The organism is Succinimonas sp., assembly GCF_045225735.1.
Taxonomy (GTDB): Bacteria; Pseudomonadota; Gammaproteobacteria; order Enterobacterales; family Succinivibrionaceae; genus Succinimonas.
Genome location: NZ_JBGVBR010000382.1, coordinates 1 through 19,312 on the forward strand (window position 1 = coordinate 1; position 19,312 = coordinate 19,312).

Consider the following 19,312-nt stretch of genomic DNA (forward strand, 5'->3'; position numbering starts at 1 on the left):
TAGAGGATGTACCGAAATAACAGTTTAAATTAACAAAAGCAACAGTTTAGATTAATTTATAACAACAGTTTTATTTAACAAAGTACATGACCTCGTAGGTTCTCTGGTAGCCGGCTTTGGCTTCGGCCTTGACTTCGGCAATATCGGCATCTCCCGCCTTGAAACCGCCCTCGGCAAATAACTTGCCCCCCAGGGACGCTCCCATGACAAAGTGGTATTTGCCGTCTCCGTCGATTTCCACCTGAAGATCCAGGCCGTCGGTAAGAGCGATGCCCGCCTTAAGCTTCAAGGTATCGTCGTCTGTTCCGGGAATCCTGGGAGCCAGTCCCACCCCGATGGAAAACTCTCCCTTGATGTTATGAACAATGGCGGAGCCGCTGTCCAGGGATTCCAGCATGGATTTGGCCAGATGGCGGGTTTCCCCGGCGGTCTTCCGGGAAAGAGCCCGGGCGGCGGATTTAACCGCCGTGGTCTTGGAAAGCCCCTTGAACATGTTCAGAAGCTTCATGTTCTTCATGGCGCGGCCGATTTTCTTGATGCCGGCCCAGATCCGGGATGATTTTCCGGTATCCCGGCCGTAGATGTCAGACTCCACGGCTCCCAGGACGATATTGCGAAGGGTGTTCTCGTCCAGAGCCGCAAAATCCTTCTTAAGCTCGTTAACCGCTTGGTCAATAAGCTGATTCTTGGTCAGCTTGCCCTTGCCCTCGTCGCTGAGAAAGGCCTTCTTCATGTCGGCAATGGTTTTAAAGCCGTTCTCGTAAGCGGTCTTCCGGAGAGCCCGATCCACCATGAGAGAGGCAAAGCGATTCTGCTTCACCGCCTGATCCAGGGAAGCGCATTTGGTCAGGCTGAACTCCTTGAGGCTCTCCATCATGCTGTTCACGAAGAAAATGTTGTCCCGGCTGTAGATGCTGACATTGTCAACCACATCCCGGAACACCGGGTTATTGGATTTGGCCAGAGATTTTTTGAAAAGTCCCCGGATATCCTTTGCCACGGTTTCCGTAATGCTGTGGCGGGGATCCAGAAGCACCTCATGCTCATTGTGGGGAACAAGCATGGTCACCGCCCGGGCGATATTCAGGGTCTTGTCCCCGGCCAGCTCCGCATTCACCTTGCGGATAAGATCGCTCATGATGTCCCGGGAGGTTCTGGCGGTGGTTTTGAATTCCCTGACCGCTTCGGCCACGGCGGCCTTGATGGCCTGGCACTTGGCCTTGCCGGCTTCCTTGTCCTTCACAAAGATATTGTTCTCCGGATCGAACATCTTCTCGGTGATATTGAGATTTCCGAGCATCTCCATCCTTTGAGTTCTGCCGATGCTTTCCTTTCCGAGACAGTAATCCCGGAGATCGGAAAGGAGGTAATCCTTCCGGTCCAGCACCTCAAATTCGTCCCGGTGCTGGTACTGCGCCTTATAGACGGTTTTGGCGCCGGTAATCATATTCAGGGCGGCAGTGATGTCCTTCTTCTTAAGAGCGACCCTGCCTATATCAGCGGCGGTCAGCATGGCGGTCTTGTCAGCGGCCCGGGCGATGGCCTTCTGCATTTTGGCAAAAAACCGAAAGGCGTCCTTGTAGTCCGGAGAGGTCATCACTGATTCCGGAGCCTCTGAAAGAGCCCGGCGGATCTTGTCGGTACTGGCGGGGTTCAGGAAATCGGATCCCCTGAGTCCCAGGAAGGTTTTGCCCTCGGGAATGAAGTCGGTGACCGAGGCTGCTCTGATCTGATTCAGGAAGGACACCAGATAGCCGATTTCCTTGCCTCCTCTGATGCCGTCCGTGTTCACCAGGAGCTCCTCCACGCTGGACACCGGACGGAGGCCGTTCTTGCCGGCGTTTATATTGTTAAGATCGGCAAGATCCTGCAAATTAAGGGCGTTGATGTCGTTTCTGCGGTTTTCGATTTCGGCGCGGTTTTCATTTTCGATCTGCTTTACCAAAGCGCCTTCGCCGGCGAGATAAAGCTCCGTGAGCCGGGGGAGATTGCTGCGGAACCATTCCAGACGGTCAGCCGGGGTTTCCTGGGCCTCATAGCTCTGACTCAGGGCGGGATCGCTCTCGAAGGCTCTTTTAAGATCGATGTTAAGAGCCTGGGCCACCCGGTCTGCCAGATGCACCGCCGGAAGCTTCCTGGCGGCCTCCAGAAAATCGCTGTTGGCGCAGAGAATGTTGAAGCTGGTGATAAAGCCGCCCGCGGACATGTCATCCATTCTCACGTTCAGGGGATCAAAGCCCTCGTAGCGGGAAATGTCCACCGGCTTTTCCGGAGAGGTTTCGCCTCTGTCGGCAATGCCCATGGCCCTGCGGAATTCGGCATTATCCCGGAAGCCGCCCCCGAAGGTCTCCTGGGAGTCCGCGGCGTGCTCGGCCCGGAACTGGTGATAGGCGGCTCTCAGGATAAAGCTTTCCATATTCCGGAAGGTCATCTTTCCGCCATGCTCGCTCATGATTCTCTTAAGCTCGTCCCCGGGATTGCAGACCGCCTGGTAGGCCTTTTTCAGATTATCCAGGCTGATGGAGCCCGGAGTAAGGGGGCCGTTTGCGATATCAAGGCCGGAAAGCACCGAGGACAGACACTCGAACACATCCTGAGTGAGCTCCAGCTTCTGGGGGAGATGCTCCAGAATGATTTTCTGGGAATCTGACATGCGCTCAGGGCTGATGCCCTTGATAAGGGACAGGAGAAGAGAGCTGTCATCGTTGAGATGGGGATCGAACACCTTGGCGGCAAAGCTGTTAATGGCGGATCTGAAATCCTGGTCGGAAATGCTGCCCGACTTCGCGTCGGAAATTTTAAAGTACAGCTTAAGAGCGTCCCTGTCTCCGATAAACTCCCCGAAGAGATCCGCCGAAAAGCCCAGGGAATCCAGAAGCTTCAGGGTCTCCTGGGGATGCTGCTTCATAAGATCGATGCTCCCCCGTTCCCGGGATCCCGGAGCATAAAGATCCCGGAGACCGTCCAGAACGTTTCCGATCAGGGTTTCGTATTTTCTGGCGCCGGAAAACAGCAGCTTCTGATCCTCGGGGGTGAGCTTAGCATCGGACTCCGCCCTGATGCTCCGGAACTCCTTCAGGATATCCGCAGCCTCGGCCAGAAAGGTTTTTTCCTGCTCCGGGGTAGCGGTGATCCCCGCATTCCTGATGCTGCTGTTAAGCTCCTGAAGACGGTTTTCCGCAAGATCCAGGGAGGCATTCAGGGAGATCCGGGCGGTTTCCGAGTATTCCCGGAGGAGAGCCCGGTATTCCGGGCTGTCCTCCGTCATGTCCCTGACAGAGGCTTCGCCGGAATCAATTTTGCGGGCCAGATCCTCCGGAGATACCGGGGAGCCGTTAATCAGCTTGCCGATATCCTCCTCCTGAGAGGGGAGAACGTGTCCCAGCCCGAAAATATTCCCCGGGTTTTCCAGAGTGATCTTCGGGCTGCCGCTATTGCGGTACTGCATCAGGGCAGCCACCCGGGACTGGGTGTCCGCCATGCCGGCATAAAAGCTCTTTATCCCGTTCAGGAGAGACTCCTGCTTCTCTGACAGCGCTCCCCCGGGGGCCTTCCGGGCCAGATCGGCAAAGACCCGATCCAGCTCCGCCCGGCCGGCGGCGGGATTTTTGGCGTATTCTCCCCTGATAACGGCCGTAAGCGTCCGGTTAAGATCTTCGGCGAGAGCCTTCTGGCCTCCGGCGAGATTCCGGGGCTCCTTCCCGAACACCTGCAGAACCGCCATCCTTACCGTGAGATTTTTAAGGAGAGTTTCGGAATGTCTGAGATCCTCGGTTTTGCGGAACAGGCATTTTTTGTCGCCTTCTTCGGTGTTTTCGGTATGGCTGAGAAACTCCTTAACCAGACCGTTCATATCCAGTTCGTTTTTGTTCTGGGCGAAAAAGCTTTTGATTTCGGAGAATTTCAGGGACATTCTGGGAGAAAGCACCGGGTTCGGGGCTCCCCCGGCATTAATCCGGCTTCCGGCAATGCTTCCGGAAGCGCTGCCGCTCCCGATAGCAGCCTGCCGGTTTGCGGCGGGATTTGCCGGGCCGCTGCCGCTGACGGCTGCTATGCTGCTGTTTATATTGTTATTTATGCTGTTATGGATGTTTGCGGTCATGAGGCGCCTCCGGGGCTTTATAAATCTGTTTAAACGGTCTTCCTGCCGCTCTCGGGGCGGCCTGAGATAAAGCCGCCTGCAGCGGCAAATGATCGTCATGCGAATTAAAAACGCATGATGCGGAGATTGGTTTCAGAAAACCGGGAAAAAGTTGCAGAAATATTACACAGATCCCAAAATTCTGCCGGAAGCGCCCCCTTCGTGATTCGGGAAACCCCGGCGAATTACACGGAGCCGTCTCGCAGGAAGCCGTCCTGCGATAATCCCCCGCTTCAGGATGACGGGTATTTAAGGACAGGGACGTTTTCAGAAAATCCGGAAAAGTTTCATACCGTTTCAGAAAACCTCCCAAAGCTTTCCGATAAGGATTAACAGCATTTTTCAGATGTGAACCGCTGCAAAAAATCCGGCGTAACCTTAAATGCGTGAAAACGTATACAGAATGAGGAGCGTCATCAATGGTAGAATTGAGGGAACGGCTTTTTAAAAGCCGTTCCCTCCGGACGTTCTCGCCGGAGCCCTTCCTGCCGGATCTGAAAAGACATCAGCGCAGGATCCGGAAAGCATCTTTAGCCCTTGCAGGCAGAGAGACGCAGAAATATTTACTATAAGCAAGGAGAACGGCTCATGATTCAGAATCCCTCCTCGGAATTCGTTCCGGCAGCGGACACCATGGAATTCGCCGCGAGAGGCGATCTCCCCGAAAAGCTGAAAAACGCTTCTCCCGAAAGCATTGCCCGCTTCAGGGAGGCTCTTTCCCGAAAAGATGACCAAAGCCCGGGAGGCAGCGGCAGCCTGGCAGATGACGGCGCCGATCCCGCGGATGGCGACAGCGCTGCCGGACGGCAGAATTTCCGGGAGCGCCCCGGTTACTCCGGAGAAAGCCGCTATGACTATGGGCAAAACCGCGGCGGTTACCAGGACGCCGCCCCCCTGAATAACAGCGCCCCGGGCCGCGGCAATGAAAGCCCGTATCCCTTTGCCGGCGGCGCTGAAGCAGGCCGGCAGGATTCCTCTTTCAACCCCGGCGCTGACTCCTTTGCTCCGGCGGGAGAAATCAGAGAACCGACCGGGCAGGATCTGACCGGGCGTCTTTATGGCAGCGCTGAAACGAGCCCCCGGGATCCCTTTATGAACCCCGGCGCGGGCTCCTTTGCTCCGGCGGGAGAAAACGAAGCTCCCGCCGGTCAGGAAATACCGGGCGGGATTTCCGGCAATGCCGCAGCAGCCCCCCGGGATCCCTTCATGAACCCCGGCGCGGGCTCCTTTGCTCCGGCGGGGGAAATCAGGGAACCTGATGGTCAGGGAATGCCCGGAGGTTTTTCCGGCAATGACGCAGCAGGCCTCCGGGATCTCTTCATGAACCCCGGCGCGGGCTCCTTTGCTCCGGCGGGAGAAAACGAATCGCCCGCCGGTCAGGAAATACCGGGCGGGATTTCCGGCAATGCCGCAGCAGCCCCCCGGGATCCCCTTATTAACCCCGGTGCGGGATCTTTTGCTCCCCCGGGAGAAAACGGAGGACAGGCGGATATGACCAGCAAGATTTCCGACAGCGCCGGAAGAGAGTCCCGTTACGGTTTTGCCGGGAACCAGGCAGAAGGAGCCCGGGCTCCGGACGGCGCCGCCAGAGCCGAAGGCCGCGGGGAAATGTTCCGGGAAACCCAGAGCTTCCGTTCCTTCGCGGGATCATTTCCGGACTATTCCCGGGGAGAACCGCCCCGGAGACAGGTTTCGGAGCTTTCCGACATCTTCTCGGCCGCCTTTGCGGGACGTACCGACGCTCCTGTTTCTTCTCAGGGAAGTCCGGCCATGGAGGCACCCGCCCCGGCGGCCCCGCCTTCGGACGCCGCCGCCCGGGAGGAGATCATGAAGCTCGCGGATACCCTGGTGGAAAAAATTCTGGTTTCCGATCCGCAGAGCACCGCCGGCAATCAGGTCATGATCAAGATGAGCGCCCAGAGTCAGCTCTCCGGCACGGAAATTCTGCTGACCCGCAGCAACGACGGCACTCTGGCCGTGGTGATCAACTCCGCCAATGACAATCAGTACCGGAAGCTGAACGAAGCCCGGGAGCGGCTGGAGGCCTCCCTGAAAAAGCTGGAACGGGGCTCCTTCACCGTTACGGTAAATCCGCCGGCGGAAGAGGCATCCGAATTATCAGGAACAACGGCCTGATTATGACGCTGCCGGAAAACCCGGAAAAAACTCAGGGCACCAAAACCTGATTCCTGATAAAATTTCCGGAGTTATTCATTTTTTTGCAGGAAACCGGATCTCCGGACTCCTGCTCCCCGGATAAGGCTTGAAAGTGATCAATATCAGCACACAGAAGGCAGCTCTGATTAATGCTCTGGTTCCCCGGATAAACCGGGACGTGATAGACCTGAACACCGGCGAGGACAGCATTGAGATCCGCGCTGCCGGGACGCCCCTCATTATTTTTAACTCCGATCTGGCCGAATACGCTCTGGCTCCCCTGAACCTTGACTACATAAAAACGGAAATCAGCGATCCCGGCGTTATCGGCAATCTCCCTCCCGAAATTCTGGCCGCGGCGCTGGAAAGCCGGCTGAGCGACCTGATTGCAGCCCTGGGAACTCAGGTGAACAGCAGCATTTCCGTTACCGCCTACGATAAGGCGGAAAACGCCGCCCGCTTCCGGGATTATCTGGACTTTACCCTGAAGTTTCCCCCGGAATCCGGAGAACAGGATCTGCCCCTGAGACTGTTTTTTAAGAACGAATCCGGCATGAGCTCCTTTATCGGCAAGATCCGCCAGCTTCCGGTCATCGCCCCGCTGGATCCCGATTCCGTGCTGCTTAAGCTGGAGGTTTGCGCGGGGTTTCAGACTCTCACCCTGGGAGAACTCCGCTCGCTGGAAGCCGGAGATGTGATTATTCTGGACTCCTGCTTTCTTAAGGATAAGAGGGTCACCCTTCTTTCGGATCTCATGCGCTGTTATGCTATACTGAACGAGGACGAAAGCGCCGTTACCGTATGCGAAGACGGCATCATCTGGGCAAACAGGGAGAGCCAAAAGGAGAATAATGCCATGGCTGACAATGAAAACGGCAGCATTGACGATCTGAAGCTCAGGGTTGACTTCACCCTGAAAACCCTGGATAAGAGCATTGCGGAGATCCGGGAGCTAAGCGCCGGCTCCGTCATTGATCTGGGCATGGAGGATCTGGACAGCATTGCCCTCCGGATTAACGGCCAGACCCTGGCCCGGGGGCGGCTCATTCAGACCGGCGATCACTACGGCGTCCAGATCACCGACATCATCAGCATTCCCGGCTCCTCCTGATAACCGGAATACGCCGGGATTCCGGCGTCCCCGGGGGAACACGCTCGCAACGGAAGCTCTAACGGATACTCTCACATGATCGAAAACAGTTTTATCAACAGTCCCGTGAATCTTATCATGATCACCATGCTCATGGGACTTCTGCCGTTTTTCCTGACTCTGGCCACCTCGTATATCAAGGTGGTGGTGGTGACCTACCTCATCAGAAACGCCCTGGGGGTGCAGCAGGTGCCTCCCGGCATGGTGCTGTCAGGTCTGGCCATGATCCTCTCGGTGTTTATCATGGCTCCGGTGGGACAGCAGACCTACGCTCTTCTGGAAAAGCAGAACGTGAGTTCTCAGTTTACGCCATCGGAGTTTGCCCGGGTGATCTCCAGCTGTTCCGATCCCCTGAAAAATTTTCTGATAAAAAACACGGATCGCCGGATTTATAATTCCTTCACGTCCGTGGCCGTGCGCATCTGGCCGGATGAGGTAAAAAAGAACGTGGCCCAGGACAGTTTTGTGTTCGTAGTGCCGTCATTCGTGATCTCGGAGCTTACCAAGGCCTTCCAGATCGGATTTCTGCTCTACCTCCCCTTTATTGCCATTGACCTCATAATCTCGAATATTCTGCTGGCCATGGGCATGATGATGGTGTCGCCCATGACCATATCCCTGCCCTTCAAGCTCATGCTCTTCGTGGCGCTTGACGGCTGGCTCAAGGTGAGCCAGGGGCTGATGCTGAGCTACGTCTATACCTGACGCCCGGCATCCCTTTCGCCTACGGGAGTAACCTTTAAAAATACAGGAGCTTTTTATGGATATAAACATAACCGAAAATGCCGATCACACCCTGATTATTATTACCGGCAGAATTGACGCCATAACCGCCCCGGTTCTTGATACCAGATTTGCCGAATACGATCAGGCAAAGGAGGAAAAGGCGCCGGTGATTATCGATCTTTCCCAGGCGGAATACATTTCCAGCGCCGGGCTGAGATCCGTGCTTAAAATGGCCAAGGTCTGCAACAGCCAGAAAGTCGCCTTCCTGGTCTGCGGCATCCAGCCGCCGGTGTACGAGGTATTCCGCATTTCCGGATTTACCAGCCTGCTGACCATCAAGAATACCCGGCAGGAAGCTCTGGACGCTCTCTGATCTTCAGGGATCGCCTCAGTTTGCCTAACACAGGAAAAAAACAGTTACAGGGGAATTTCATGATCACCATAAATATCCCGGCGTCCGTGGAACAGATTCTGGTGCTGCAGCAGAATATCAGCGCCGCGCTTCCGGAAAAGTATCAGGAGCTCTCATTCAAGGCCGAACTTATCACCGAAGAGCTTCTGACCAATATCTGCAAATATGCCAGCAACGACGGCAAAACGGAGATCTCCTTTGCCTGCGGCATGTCCTTTATTGACAGTCATCCGGCCTTTCTTATCGAGCTCACCAACTCCGGCGACGAATTCAACCCCTTCACCCATCTGAAACAGAGCGGCATCGAAGGATCCCTGGAGGAAAGATCCGTGGGCGGCGTGGGGCTCCACCTGGTACTGGAGATGGCCTCCCATTTCGTATATTCCTGGATTGATAACCGCAACAAGATTCAGATCTTCCTGAATGCCGAGTAGCCGGAAGTTTGCAGAACACAAAGTATGAAGCTGCGCACCAAATTTATAATACTTGCCATCCTGGTTGCTCTGCTGACAGGGCTGTCACTTCTGGTATATGTCGCTTACATATCCCGGACCACCATTCTGAGCCGGGAGCAGAACTTTACCCGCGTGACCAGCAGCATTGCCTTCAATGCCATCATGGAGCAGTATGACATTGCCATCACCCAGCAGATCATCGATGTCTACCACATCAAAAACAATCTCCGGGAATCTGCGGCCACTTTTACGTATCTGCACAGCAAGCTCATCGGCCATAATCCCAACAGAGATCACTTTGCCAGCTTCCTTAAGACCAATCAGGAAGCCTACGAAGCGGAAGGCACCTACCTTATCGCCTACTACAACGGCCAGTTCTGGGGATCTCAGAAGGCTTTGAGTCTTCTGGATGCCAACACCTTTAACAAGAACAATATCCGGGAGCTTCTGGTGGGGGAAATCCCGGCTCTGGGAACCTACGACATTGCCAAAAAGGATTCCCGCACCTACCTGACCTATATCTTTACGCCGCCCCGCCACCGGGAATTCAACTTCGCCTTTATCAAAAACGTTGACCGGCTGTTTTCCTCCTACGACAACGTGGAAACGGATATTCTCATGTTCGCCCGGGAGCTTTTCAGTCACGTGCACCGGCAGGACGTGACCCCGCTTTATCTCCTGAACCAGAACTCCGAAATCCTGGAAACCAATGACGAAAACGCTGAAGCCGGCTCCCGCATCACGCCCCTTATCGGGGACATTGTCAGCCGCCATGACACCGGCGACTACGACCGGGACATTCAGTGCGTAACCGACAGCGGGGATTATCTCTGCTTCGGCTACATCAAGCCCCTGAAGATGTACGTGCTGTCCCGCCAGACCCTCTTCGAGATTCTGAACACCGGCAATAAAATCATGTACGGCATGACCGCCATCACCCTGAGCGTGCTTTTTATCATCATCATCCTGTCGGTGGGCTATATCAGAAGAGTCACGGAATCCCTGAACAATATCGCGCAAACCGCGCACACCATCGCCCGGGCGGATCTCTCGGATCCCGGCATCCTGAAAAGCCTCAACATTGTGAAATACAACTCCAATGACGAGGTGGGCAACCTCAGTCTGGCCATCAGCAACATGTCCAACTCCCTGATAACCAATATCAACGCGCTTCTGGACAGCACCGCCCGGGAAAACCGCATCAAGGGCGAGCTGGGGGTAGCCTATGATATTCAGATGGGCATGCTGCCGGGCAAGGAAAGCATTCCCAGAAGCAAATACTACGAGATCTCCGCTTTCATTCATCCCGCCAAGGAGGTGGGGGGCGACTTCTATGACGTCTTCCAGCTGAACGAGGATCATCTGGTGCTCACCATCGGCGACGTGTCCGACAAGGGCGTGCCCGCTGCCATGTTCATGAGCATCTGCGTTACCATGCTCCGGCAGATCTACAAGACCCGCAGCAATATCGAGGCGGTGCTCCGGGATGTGAACAACTGTCTCAGCGAAAGAAATCCCAATCTGATGTTCGTAACCCTGTTCACCATGATTGTGAACATCAAAACCGGAGACTTCTCCTTCTGCAACGCCGGCCACTGCCCGCCCCTGATTGTCAGAAAGACGGAGCTTTACGAGCTTTCGCATCTCTCCGGCCCGGCGCTGGGAGTAATGGGAAATGCCGAATACGTTTCCGGGGCGGATCACCTGGATCCTGACGATTACATCTTTATCTACACCGATGGCATCAGCGAAGCCCAGAACACGGAAAAGCAGTTCTACGGAGACGCCCGCATCCGCGAGGCCCTGGAAAAGCGCGATTACAACAGCGCCAAGTCTCAGGTATATTCCATTCTGGATGCGGTTATCGAATTCCGCGGCGCCGCCGAGCAGTCCGATGACATGACAGTGCTGAGCTTCCGCCGCAATTCCGCTGCCGCTGCCAAAAAACCGTCCCCCGAGGAGGCTTCCGCATGAATCCGGCCATAGTCGATCTCGTCACCCACTGCTTTTACCTTATCATGATGCTGTCGCTCCCGCCCATTATGGTAGCTTCGGTGGTGGGCGTGTCTCTGGCTCTTTTTCAGGCCATTACTCAGCTGCAGGAGCAAACCCTGACCTTCGGCATTAAGCTGATTGCCGTAGGCGTAACCCTGTTTCTTACCGCGGAATGGGTCAGCGGCGAGATCATGCACTACGGACAGGTTATCTTCAGCTATTTTTACACCTTTTAGGCTATGGAAGAGATTCAGGCGTTTCTGAACGAGAACTTCTGGTGGACGCACGTTTCGGCGGTCATCCTGGGGATGATCCGCATTATGACGTTCATGGGGGTCTGTCCGATTTTCGGGCCCTCCATCAACATGGCCGTAAAGGGATCCATCGCCCTCGCCCTGTACATTCCCCTGCATCCCCTGATGCTGGAAACGGCAGGCACTATCCATCTGGCCACGGTAGGCGATTTCATCTCCCTGATGATCATCGTGGTGAAGGAGGTGTTTATCGGACTCCTTATCGGGTGGCTGACCGGTCTCGTGTTTTACGTGGCGGTATCCGCCGGCACCATTGTGGATAACCAGCGCGGCGCCTCCATGGCCCAGACGGCGGATATGCTCAGCGGCGCGGAATCCTCCCCTCTGGGATCCATTCTCTTCATGTCCCTGATTACCCTGTTCTTCGTGTCCGGCAGCTTTACGCATTTCATGGAGCTCTTCTACAGCTCCTACCTGTACTGGCCGGTGCGGGACATCATTCCGGACTTCTCGGATCGGAGAGTGGCGCTGTACTCCATTGACAGCCTGAACTGGATGATGAAGCAGACGGTGCTGGTGGCCGCGCCCTTTCTCCTGATCTCCCTGACCTGCGACGTTTCCCTGGGACTTATCAACAGGTTTGCCCAGCAGCTGAACGTTTATGTGCTCTCCATGCCCATAAAAAGCGGAGTCTGCTCCTTCCTCATTATCTTCTACTATCCCTCGTTTCTGGAAAACGGCGGGGCCTCCTTCAGCATTATGCAGGAATCAATACAGTACCTTTTCCGGCTGTTCGGAAAATAAACGGCAGGCTGAGAAATAAAGGACAGAGAAGGAAAACCGGCAAAGAGCGGGAACGGCATAAGGAGAAATGACGGGCAAAGGAAAAACAGCGGGGAAGGGAGAACCACAGCGGAGAGGGAGAACAACAGCGAATAAAGCGGAAGAAAGGTTACCTTGCCGTTAAGGATTCCGGCTCGCTCTCAGGCGCAGAAACAGCATGGTCGCTGCGGCCAGGAGCATAACGGCGCAAAGGCCCTGCCCCCGGGTAAAGCCGCGCCACAGATAGCCGGTAACGGGATCCGGCTCCCGCAAAAATTCCGCCAGAAACCTCAGAAGAGCGTACCCGATCCCGAAAACCCCCGCCGTAACTCCCGGCGCCCGGCCCCGTTCCTTCAGAAAATGCCGGAAAGCCAGGATCAGAACCAAAAGAACCGGCCCCTCCAAAGCTGCCTCGTAAAGCTGCGCGGGATGCCGGGGAAGGCCGTCCCCGGCCGCCTCGAAGATCACGCACCAGAGATAATCACAGGGAGTGCCCCAGAGTTCGCCGTTCAGAAAATTGGCAATCCGCCCCAGTGGCAGGATGAGACAGGCTAAAAACGCCATCCTGTCCAGGTTCGTCCAGAAGCCCCGGATATCGGCCAGAAGCACCGCCAGGAGAAGGCCCAGGAGACCGCCGTGAAAGGACATGCCCCCCAGGTAGAGCAGCGGGATTTCGGCGGGGTGCTCAAGATAATAGCCGGGCTCGTAGAAAAGCGCATAGCCCAGGCGCCCCCCGATAATAGCCCCCACAGCCGCCAGCACAGCAATATAGAGGGTGTAAAGGGGCGTGTTTTCAAAACAGGGAAAGCTCCTCCGCCCCAGAAACGCCGCGGCAAGAAATCCCAGAAGATAAACAAGTCCGTACATGTCAGAGAGCCTGTCTTAAAAGGGGCGCCTTCAGATTTGCCGGGGAAAGGATCCGGCCCGTGTTCCGGAACATTCAGGCCGGCATGATGCGAAATCAGAGAATAAACGCAATTACCGAACCTGCGGTAAGAAAACCCACGAAGGCTCCCAGCAATCTGGCGGCCAAAGCGGACTTGGGGATAAACTTTGAAAAAACCTTCCCGCCGAGAAATACCCAGCCGAAGAAATAAATCCAGAGAACGGAAAGAACTGTGTAAACCAGACCTGTCATAGTCAAATACCTCTTAAAACTGCACCCGCCTTCATCCCCGCTGACATTCCGGCGCGTTTTGTCCGAGGCTATGCGTCAGCAAGGATCCGGCGTTTTCGGACAAATAAAAAAGCCGCCCTGAAAAAGGCAGCTCTCGCCGGAGCCAGCCCCCGGAGATTCGGTAACTCTCCTGCCGGAGGGCGGATCCTGAAATCAGATGGCCATGCCTCTTCTTCTTCTGAAGGAAGACGCGGAGGACTTAGGCTGATTGCTGTACATTTCGTCCTGAAGGATAGCCATGCGCTGATTGTTCTCGTACTCATGATCCTTCTCATACTGATCGAGACGCTCTCTGGCCTTTTCTTCAACTTCCTCGCTGGGCTTAAAGCCTGATCTGTCAATAGCCTCCTGAACGGCGGCGATTTTTCTGTCAGCCTCTTCAAGCTCGCGCTCGGCTTTTTCAACAAAACGATCTACTTCATCTTCGCTTACCATTACGGCTTTCTCCTTATTTTTCAAATCCGCTGCCGGAAATCCTGGGGGGCGCTGCCGGAAACAAACACATCACGCCGGCGCTGAATAACACGTTAGCAAAGGGCGCCGGTTACAGCTTTTTTTGCAGAACCTGCGCAAAACTGCTCTGATTTTATCAGAAAAAACAGTTTCGGCCCAAAAAGACGCCGCCAATTTTGGGGCCGGTAACAGATTTCTCACTGCGTCTGCGCATCGTGCCTTTATCCTGAAAATTCGGAAGACGCAGGCTCTCTAAAATCAGGAATCCTCAAAACTCTTCACAAAACGCAGCACCTCCGCAATCTGCAGAATCAGGTTATCCGGAACGTACTGATCCTCCTGCCCTTCCTCAAAAAGAGCCCGGGCCAACGGCGCCTCACGCATGATGGGAATCTTTTCTTCCTTGGCCACCTCAATCATCCGGCGGGCCAGCTCGCCCTCCCCCTTGGCCAGAATCACCGGGAGGGGATCCTTTTCGGGATCATAATCCAATGCCACCGCATAGCGTATCGGTTCCTTGTTCTTCATCCCCATATCTCCCTCTTTCCCCGGTTCTTGCCCTTATTCCGGACAGGCATTGCCGCTGCTGCCGTTTTTTTCGGAAAAACAGCAGCTGCGGAATCGTCCTGCATGAATTTTGGTATCAGGTTTTAACCATCATTTTAAGACATCGGGAAAACATGACAAGGGAGCGGCTTCATCCGTGCCATATCGCGCACAAAAGCAGGGAAGGACAAGAAAGTTTAGACAAAAAACAAGGGAAGTCAGAGAAACTCTCCGGGAACTTTTCTCCTGGCGCGATGCGATTGAGAATCACTGAAGTATCAACAGAGATTAGTTCGGCGCGGCGATCCGCAGAAATAACAGAAAGAGACAGGCTGTTACTTATTTGCCGGGAGTACGCATTGATTGTGAGTGCCATATCATTGCGCAAGATTCAGGTTACTGCTTGTATATTGTGCTTCTGTGTCCAGCAGACAAAGCAAGAATAACCAGCTTATCATCTTCTATTGAACAGATAAGGCGATAATCTCCTATGCGATATCTCCATCTGCCGCTGCGATTGACAGTCAGTCCTTTTCCATGCGCTCAGGGATTTTCGCAGTCTGCAAGATTTTTATCAATCCACGCCCTGAGGATTTTTTGCGTATACCTATCCAATTTACGAAACTCTCTTTTAAAACGATCAGATAGTTCTACTTCATACCTCCTCATCTAACTCTCTCCAAAAATCCTGCACAGGAGTGGACTTGTACCCGCTGTCAACATATTCCTTATAAGCTGATTCTGCGACCGAAATATCATATTCATCTTCTATTTTTTCAAATAATGCTCTCTTAAAAGCCTCTGACAAAGAATAGGAGTGAATTTTAGCGTAGCTTTCGGCGAGCATACGCTCATCATCCGTCAGTCTTATTGAAAATGCCATTTGAATCACCTCCGCATAGTAGATAGTACATTGCGCTACAAAGAGGTGATTTTGTCAATAGCAGAATCTATCAATAAAATGCGGAGCGCTCGGCAGCAATAATTCAGACATGGTTCCGGTTTTTCCGCTTATGAACTGGCTCCCCCGGCATTACACACCGAACGAAATCAGCCTCAGCGCCTTTGCAAACAGACAGGCGCTGTCATAACGACTGGGGCGTTCTTTGTCTAAATGCTCTTGTTCGGCACCCGGAAATCCTCCAGCTCCTGGTCGGCCATTCTTTCGGCATAGACCTTCTCGTTGTAAGCCCAGATCTCCTCATGGCTTTCCAGCTTCTTCAGCTTTTTCATGCTCTGCCGCTCAAACTCCTGAGCCGCGTCAAATTCCTTCTGGGCCTTTGCCACTTCGTTTTCCGCCTTGCGCACCGCTTCCTGATATGTGAGTTCGTCTGTGTAAAGCTGCATGATGGAGGCGTTGAATTTCTGGATCTCGCTCACCGGATAACGGCCCTTCATCAGCTTTTCATAACGGCGCTTTTCCTCTTCGACGCGCCAGGCGATATAGTCCTCCAGAGCCTGCTTCTTATTCTTAAGCTCCAGCTTGGTCTGGTCGAGCTGCTTGGCCTTCAGAATGCGGGTGTTGGTGCTGTCATTAAGACGGCGTTCCCGGATGTCCTTGAGACCCTTTAACGGATAGACAGCCATCAGCGCTTTTCCTCCAGTGTGGAGACGAAGCGCAGCACCTCGGCCACCTGAACCAGCAGGTTATCCGGGATATACTGCCCCTCCTCTCCCTGAGCATAAAGAGCCCGGGCCAGAGGCGGCTCTCTCATAATGGGGATCTGCTCCTCCTTGGCCACGGCGATCATCCGGAGAGCCACTTCCCCCTCGCCCTTGGCCAGGATCACCGGCAGGGGCTGGGTCTCCCGGTCAAAATCCAGAGCCACGGCATAGTGAGTGGGATTTACCACCAGCACCTTGGCCTTGCGGGTCTTGTTAACGGTGTTCTGATTAAGAAGCTCCCGGTGGAGCTGCTTGCGCTTGGACTTGATCAGGGGATCGCCGTCCATTTCCTTGTATTCCCGCTTCACCTCGTCCTTGCTCATCATGTGATCCTTGGTGTATTTGTACTTGGTGTACAGGAAGTCCAGAGCGGCGATGGCGGAAAACGTCAGAATGGTATAGAGAAGCAGCACCTTCAGCATTTCGGCAGCCACCACGATAACCATGTCCTCATCCGCCCGGGGCAGCTTGAAAATGCTCTCGATGTTCTTGGTCACCGCGAGATACACCGAGGTGGTAAGCACGGCCACCTTCAGGATGTTCTTCACAAACTCGAAGACATTCTTGACGCTGAAGACCTTTTTAAACCACTTGGAAGGGCTCAGGTTGGAGAGCTTGGGCATGGCGGCCTTGGGAGCCACCAGAAAACCGATCTGAGCCATGAGGGAAATTATGGTGCAGGACATGACAATGGCCACCATGGGGATCACCAGACTGACGCCGACATTGACGATGAGTCCCCCCATCCGGGGCAGCGCCTCCTCGAAGTCCATCAGGGGAGCATTGATAAAAATATAGGACATGGCCATGTAAAGGCGGGAATAGATATCCGAGCCGAAGGAAATAAAGTAGACCAGGGCCCCGATAATGCCGGCGGCCGACACAATTTCCGTGCTTTTGGCCACGTCTCCCTTTTCCCGGGATTCCCTGAGCCGTTTGTCGGTGGGCTGTTCTGTCTTCTCTCCGCTCATAATCCGCCTTGTCCTTTCGGATGCGCTGTCCGGTTCTGTTAATTTTAAAGCTCATTCCGCCAAATTGAAACAGTTTCGCCCCGGGAACATGATCCCGGGACTCTGCTGTTTCCGCCGCGGCCCCGGCGCTATTTTCAGGGGGAAGCCGGACTCCGAAATTCCCGCAAAATAACATGGCATATCTGATTCCGGGAATTTACCTTATAATGACATAAACGGCAATCACGCCCCGGAACAACCCGTTAAGTTCAGAAACCATGGAATACCTAGATTTAGCCGGCAACAAAATATTCAAAGACCTGGTAACCAGCTCAGCCGCCTATGTGGACAAAACCGCCAATATCGCCGAGCTTTATCAGGCCCGTTCCAAATTTGAAATGCTGACCCGACCCTTCGGCTTCGGCAAGACCGTGTTTTTGGACACCCTGTACTACATGTTTTCCAAAAGACATCCGGAGTTTTTTGAAAACCTCGCCGTGAGCTCCATGAACATCACCATTCCGAAGCAGAGCGTGGTGAAGCTGGACTTTTCCGTTGCCCGCACCGAAAAGCCGGAGGATCTGGCAGACTTTCTGTTCAACTACTACCGGCAGACGGTATTCGAATACGGACTGGACGGCTACATTAACAGCGAGGACACCACCTTCTGGCAGACCATGAATTTCATAAAGATCCTGGCCAAAAGCAGTCCCACCGGCAAGGCTGTGCTTCTTATTGACAATTATGATTCCCCCATCATCAGAGAATTCTTCAGCAAAAACAAAATCGCCGCCATCTGGAAGGTGCTTCTGGACTTCTACCGGGCCCTCTGGATGTCCCAGGATCTTATCGACTGGTGCGTGCTTACCGGGGAAATCAAGTTTTTTCTTAACCATCCCAAATACGAGGGGCTGCCCTACATCACCGACCTCACCTTTAACGAAAGGGCCAATGCGGTCTGCGGCTTCACTCCGGGGGATATGAAAAAATACTATAACGACTTTATTCAGGACGAAGCGGAAATCGCCGGAGTCACGGAGGAGCAGTTTCTGTCCAATCTGGGCGACTGGTACGGGGGCTTCCGCTATACGGGACATAAAATCAGCATGATGCGCCCCTCCAGCATCAAAAGCTTTCTCAGCCTCTCCAATCAGAATGTCTACCGGGAATACTATCCCTACAAGCATGTGGAAAACTTTCTGCCCCGGCTCCTGAAGAAATACGGTCTCAATCATGAAAAGCTGCTGTCCCCGGCCAGCTGCGGCTATACCTTTGCCGAATGGAACTTCATCGACAAGGTTAATGTTTTTGCCATTCTCACCCAGATGGGCATCTTCAGCTTTTCGCATATCAATATCAGCCTTGATGACATCAGCCGCAAGTTTACCTATTTCAGCAAAATCACCAATGTGGAAATGCGGGATATTTACAAGCAGGCCAAATTGGCAGCCGAAAGACTGGAGGACAATCAGTGATATCACAGGAATCTCAGGAGAGACTGGCGGTTTTCGACATGGACGGCACCCTGCTTCAGGGGGACAGCGTTTCCGCTTATCTGAACTGTCTCGCCAGAAACGGGCTCATCACGGAGGATTTCCGGAAGGATGACGACTATCACCGGCGGGAATTTATGAACGGCACCCTGGATATCGGCTTTTTCTACCGCCATGTGCTCTCCCCTCTCAGGGGCTGGTCCCGGGAGCGCCTCCGGGACTTTATGAGCGCCATGACGGCCTCCGATATCCGCCCCCTGATTTACCGGGAAGCCCGGGATCTGGTGAAAAGGCTTAAGGACGAGGGCTTTCGGGTGATTATCGTCTCCGCCACCTTCGACCTCATTGTGGAGACCGTGGCCCGGGAGCTCTTCTCAGTTACGGACATCATTGCCACCAAAACGGCCTTCCGGGACGGCGTGTTCACCGGGGAGCCCCTGGAGCCGTACAGCCATCAGAGCGGGAAGGCTCTTCTGCTTAACAGAATGCTGCAGGAAAACGGCTGGACGCTCCGGGGCAGCATGGGCTTCGGCGATACCGTGAACGACATTGAAATGCTTACCGCTGTGGAACAGGCTCATGCCGTAAACGCCCGGGGCAAATTCCGGGATTATGCCGTCTCCCGGGGGTGGAAGCTTCTGGAATTCAGCCGGACGGAAGGAAGTCCGGAAGCAAATTAACCTGAATAATCGGGATGAGCGGATTAGCTTCTCCGGGCTGACCGTTAGCCGATCCTGGCAATAAGCTCCTCCAGACTTGCTGCAATCCGGGTCAGATCCACCGGAAACACCGAAACCGCGCAGCTGGTATTTCCGGCCGCGCCGGCGCTCTCAAATGTAATGGCACCGCTTCCCGGCAGATCCCGGCTTCTGGGATAGACAAGCCAGATTTCCGGAGTCTCGTATTTCTGCGCATA

Annotated in this window: 20 protein-coding genes; 10 read left to right on the plus strand and 10 right to left on the minus strand. The window is 54.3% G+C overall.

Features of this window, described 5'->3' with window-relative positions; all coding sequences use genetic code 11:
- Window positions 1-70 precede the first annotated feature (70 nt).
- Entirely contained in the window at window positions 71-4,102 is a 4,032-nt protein-coding gene (locus tag ACJROR_RS13500) for a hypothetical protein (RefSeq protein WP_406547559.1), read from the minus strand.
- 627 nt (window positions 4,103-4,729) lie between these two features.
- Here ACJROR_RS13500 and ACJROR_RS13505 point away from each other — a divergent pair.
- The 8 genes from ACJROR_RS13505 to sctT all read left to right on the plus strand — a co-directional run bounded on the left by ACJROR_RS13505 (window position 4,730) and on the right by sctT (window position 12,094).
- On the plus strand, window positions 4,730-6,277 hold the full coding sequence (locus ACJROR_RS13505; RefSeq protein ID WP_406547560.1) for a hypothetical protein: 1,548 nt from the start codon (window positions 4,730-4,732) through the stop codon (window positions 6,275-6,277).
- Between the two features lie 133 nt (window positions 6,278-6,410).
- Window positions 6,411-7,409 carry a FliM/FliN family flagellar motor switch protein gene (locus ACJROR_RS13510; protein WP_406547572.1) on the plus strand — a complete coding sequence of 333 codons (999 nt, stop codon included), beginning with the start codon at window positions 6,411-6,413 and terminating at the stop codon, window positions 7,407-7,409.
- A gap of 75 nt (window positions 7,410-7,484) precedes the next feature.
- A complete protein-coding gene (gene sctR / locus ACJROR_RS13515; RefSeq protein ID WP_406547561.1) occupies window positions 7,485-8,153 on the plus strand; it encodes a type III secretion system export apparatus subunit SctR in 669 nt (222 codons plus the stop codon).
- A 55-nt stretch (window positions 8,154-8,208) separates the two neighbouring features.
- Complete coding sequence (locus ACJROR_RS13520; RefSeq protein WP_406547562.1) at window positions 8,209-8,547, plus strand: STAS domain-containing protein; 339 nt, start codon at window positions 8,209-8,211, stop codon at window positions 8,545-8,547.
- A 59-nt stretch (window positions 8,548-8,606) separates the two neighbouring features.
- On the plus strand, window positions 8,607-9,020 hold the full coding sequence (locus tag ACJROR_RS13525; RefSeq protein ID WP_406547563.1) for an ATP-binding protein: 414 nt from the start codon (window positions 8,607-8,609) through the stop codon (window positions 9,018-9,020).
- 24 nt (window positions 9,021-9,044) lie between these two features.
- Window positions 9,045-11,015 carry a SpoIIE family protein phosphatase gene (locus tag ACJROR_RS13530; protein ID WP_406547564.1) on the plus strand — a complete coding sequence of 657 codons (1,971 nt, stop codon included), beginning with the start codon at window positions 9,045-9,047 and terminating at the stop codon, window positions 11,013-11,015.
- Window positions 11,012-11,272: a type III secretion system export apparatus subunit SctS gene (sctS, locus tag ACJROR_RS13535; protein ID WP_406040945.1), complete on the plus strand. Its 261-nt coding sequence runs from the start codon at window positions 11,012-11,014 to the stop codon at window positions 11,270-11,272. Before ACJROR_RS13530 ends, sctS begins: the two co-directional genes overlap by 4 nt.
- A 3-nt stretch (window positions 11,273-11,275) precedes the next feature.
- A complete protein-coding gene (gene sctT / locus ACJROR_RS13540; RefSeq protein ID WP_406547565.1) occupies window positions 11,276-12,094 on the plus strand; it encodes a type III secretion system export apparatus subunit SctT in 819 nt (272 codons plus the stop codon).
- A gap of 159 nt (window positions 12,095-12,253) precedes the next feature.
- On the opposite strand, the gene lgt is transcribed toward sctT, so the two are convergent.
- The 8 genes from lgt to sctU all read right to left on the minus strand — a co-directional run bounded on the left by lgt (window position 12,254) and on the right by sctU (window position 16,924).
- Complete coding sequence (gene lgt / locus ACJROR_RS13545) at window positions 12,254-12,979, minus strand: prolipoprotein diacylglyceryl transferase (protein WP_406547566.1); 726 nt, start codon at window positions 12,977-12,979, stop codon at window positions 12,254-12,256.
- Window positions 12,980-13,073: 94 nt separating this feature from the next.
- The gene (locus ACJROR_RS13550; protein WP_406040939.1) at window positions 13,074-13,250 is read right to left on the minus strand and encodes a hypothetical protein; all 177 of its coding nucleotides are present in this window, start codon (window positions 13,248-13,250) and stop codon (window positions 13,074-13,076) included.
- A 192-nt stretch (window positions 13,251-13,442) separates the two neighbouring features.
- A complete protein-coding gene (locus ACJROR_RS13555) occupies window positions 13,443-13,724 on the minus strand; it encodes a hypothetical protein (protein WP_406040937.1) in 282 nt (93 codons plus the stop codon).
- Window positions 13,725-14,000: 276 nt separating this feature from the next.
- Window positions 14,001-14,270: an EscU/YscU/HrcU family type III secretion system export apparatus switch protein gene (locus ACJROR_RS13560; protein ID WP_406547567.1), complete on the minus strand. Its 270-nt coding sequence runs from the start codon at window positions 14,268-14,270 to the stop codon at window positions 14,001-14,003.
- 414 nt (window positions 14,271-14,684) lie between these two features.
- Window positions 14,685-14,816, minus strand: a complete 132-nt coding sequence (locus ACJROR_RS13565; RefSeq protein ID WP_406547573.1) for a type II toxin-antitoxin system RelE/ParE family toxin — start codon at window positions 14,814-14,816, stop codon at window positions 14,685-14,687.
- 127 nt (window positions 14,817-14,943) lie between these two features.
- Window positions 14,944-15,171 (minus strand): type II toxin-antitoxin system RelB family antitoxin, encoded by a 228-nt coding sequence (gene relB / locus ACJROR_RS13570; RefSeq protein ID WP_406547568.1) that lies wholly within the window; start codon window positions 15,169-15,171, stop codon window positions 14,944-14,946.
- A gap of 227 nt (window positions 15,172-15,398) precedes the next feature.
- Complete coding sequence (sctO, locus tag ACJROR_RS13575) at window positions 15,399-15,875, minus strand: type III secretion system stalk subunit SctO (protein ID WP_406547569.1); 477 nt, start codon at window positions 15,873-15,875, stop codon at window positions 15,399-15,401.
- Window positions 15,875-16,924 (minus strand): type III secretion system export apparatus subunit SctU, encoded by a 1,050-nt coding sequence (gene sctU, locus ACJROR_RS13580; RefSeq protein WP_406040926.1) that lies wholly within the window; start codon window positions 16,922-16,924, stop codon window positions 15,875-15,877. The genes sctO and sctU overlap by 1 nt, the downstream gene beginning before the upstream one ends.
- Window positions 16,925-17,181: 257 nt before the next feature.
- Here sctU and ACJROR_RS13585 point away from each other — a divergent pair, with 257 nt between their 5' ends.
- A complete protein-coding gene (locus tag ACJROR_RS13585) occupies window positions 17,182-18,378 on the plus strand; it encodes an AAA family ATPase (protein ID WP_406040924.1) in 1,197 nt (398 codons plus the stop codon).
- Window positions 18,375-19,076 carry an HAD family hydrolase gene (locus ACJROR_RS13590; RefSeq protein WP_406547570.1) on the plus strand — a complete coding sequence of 234 codons (702 nt, stop codon included), beginning with the start codon at window positions 18,375-18,377 and terminating at the stop codon, window positions 19,074-19,076. The genes ACJROR_RS13585 and ACJROR_RS13590 overlap by 4 nt, the downstream gene beginning before the upstream one ends.
- 44 nt (window positions 19,077-19,120) lie before the next feature.
- Here the strand turns inward: ACJROR_RS13590 and ACJROR_RS13595 are convergent.
- Window positions 19,121-19,312 (minus strand): hypothetical protein (locus ACJROR_RS13595; RefSeq protein ID WP_406547571.1); only part of this gene is annotated, 192 nt, incomplete at its 5' end.

Excerpts from the sequence above, each read along its gene's own strand:
- sctR (WP_406547561.1), top strand. The coding sequence starts at position 7,485 with ATGATCGAAAACAGTTTTATCAACAGTCCCGTGAATCTTATCATGATC.
- sctT (WP_406547565.1), top strand. The coding sequence starts at position 11,276 with ATGGAAGAGATTCAGGCGTTTCTGAACGAGAACTTCTGGTGGACGCAC.
- relB (WP_406547568.1), bottom strand. The coding sequence starts at position 15,171 with ATGGCATTTTCAATAAGACTGACGGATGATGAGCGTATGCTCGCCGAA.
- ACJROR_RS13505 (WP_406547560.1), top strand. The coding sequence starts at position 4,730 with ATGATTCAGAATCCCTCCTCGGAATTCGTTCCGGCAGCGGACACCATG.
- ACJROR_RS13520 (WP_406547562.1), top strand. The coding sequence starts at position 8,209 with ATGGATATAAACATAACCGAAAATGCCGATCACACCCTGATTATTATT.
- ACJROR_RS13560 (WP_406547567.1), bottom strand. The coding sequence starts at position 14,270 with ATGAAGAACAAGGAACCGATACGCTATGCGGTGGCATTGGATTATGAT.
- ACJROR_RS13500 (WP_406547559.1), bottom strand. The coding sequence starts at position 4,102 with ATGACCGCAAACATCCATAACAGCATAAATAACAATATAAACAGCAGC.
- sctS (WP_406040945.1), top strand. The coding sequence starts at position 11,012 with ATGAATCCGGCCATAGTCGATCTCGTCACCCACTGCTTTTACCTTATC.
- ACJROR_RS13585 (WP_406040924.1), top strand. The coding sequence starts at position 17,182 with ATGGAATACCTAGATTTAGCCGGCAACAAAATATTCAAAGACCTGGTA.
- ACJROR_RS13525 (WP_406547563.1), top strand. The coding sequence starts at position 8,607 with ATGATCACCATAAATATCCCGGCGTCCGTGGAACAGATTCTGGTGCTG.
- lgt (WP_406547566.1), bottom strand. The coding sequence starts at position 12,979 with ATGTACGGACTTGTTTATCTTCTGGGATTTCTTGCCGCGGCGTTTCTG.
- ACJROR_RS13530 (WP_406547564.1), top strand. The coding sequence starts at position 9,045 with ATGAAGCTGCGCACCAAATTTATAATACTTGCCATCCTGGTTGCTCTG.
- ACJROR_RS13555 (WP_406040937.1), bottom strand. The coding sequence starts at position 13,724 with ATGGTAAGCGAAGATGAAGTAGATCGTTTTGTTGAAAAAGCCGAGCGC.
- sctU (WP_406040926.1), bottom strand. The coding sequence starts at position 16,924 with ATGAGCGGAGAGAAGACAGAACAGCCCACCGACAAACGGCTCAGGGAA.
- sctO (WP_406547569.1), bottom strand. The coding sequence starts at position 15,875 with ATGGCTGTCTATCCGTTAAAGGGTCTCAAGGACATCCGGGAACGCCGT.
- ACJROR_RS13550 (WP_406040939.1), bottom strand. The coding sequence starts at position 13,250 with ATGACAGGTCTGGTTTACACAGTTCTTTCCGTTCTCTGGATTTATTTC.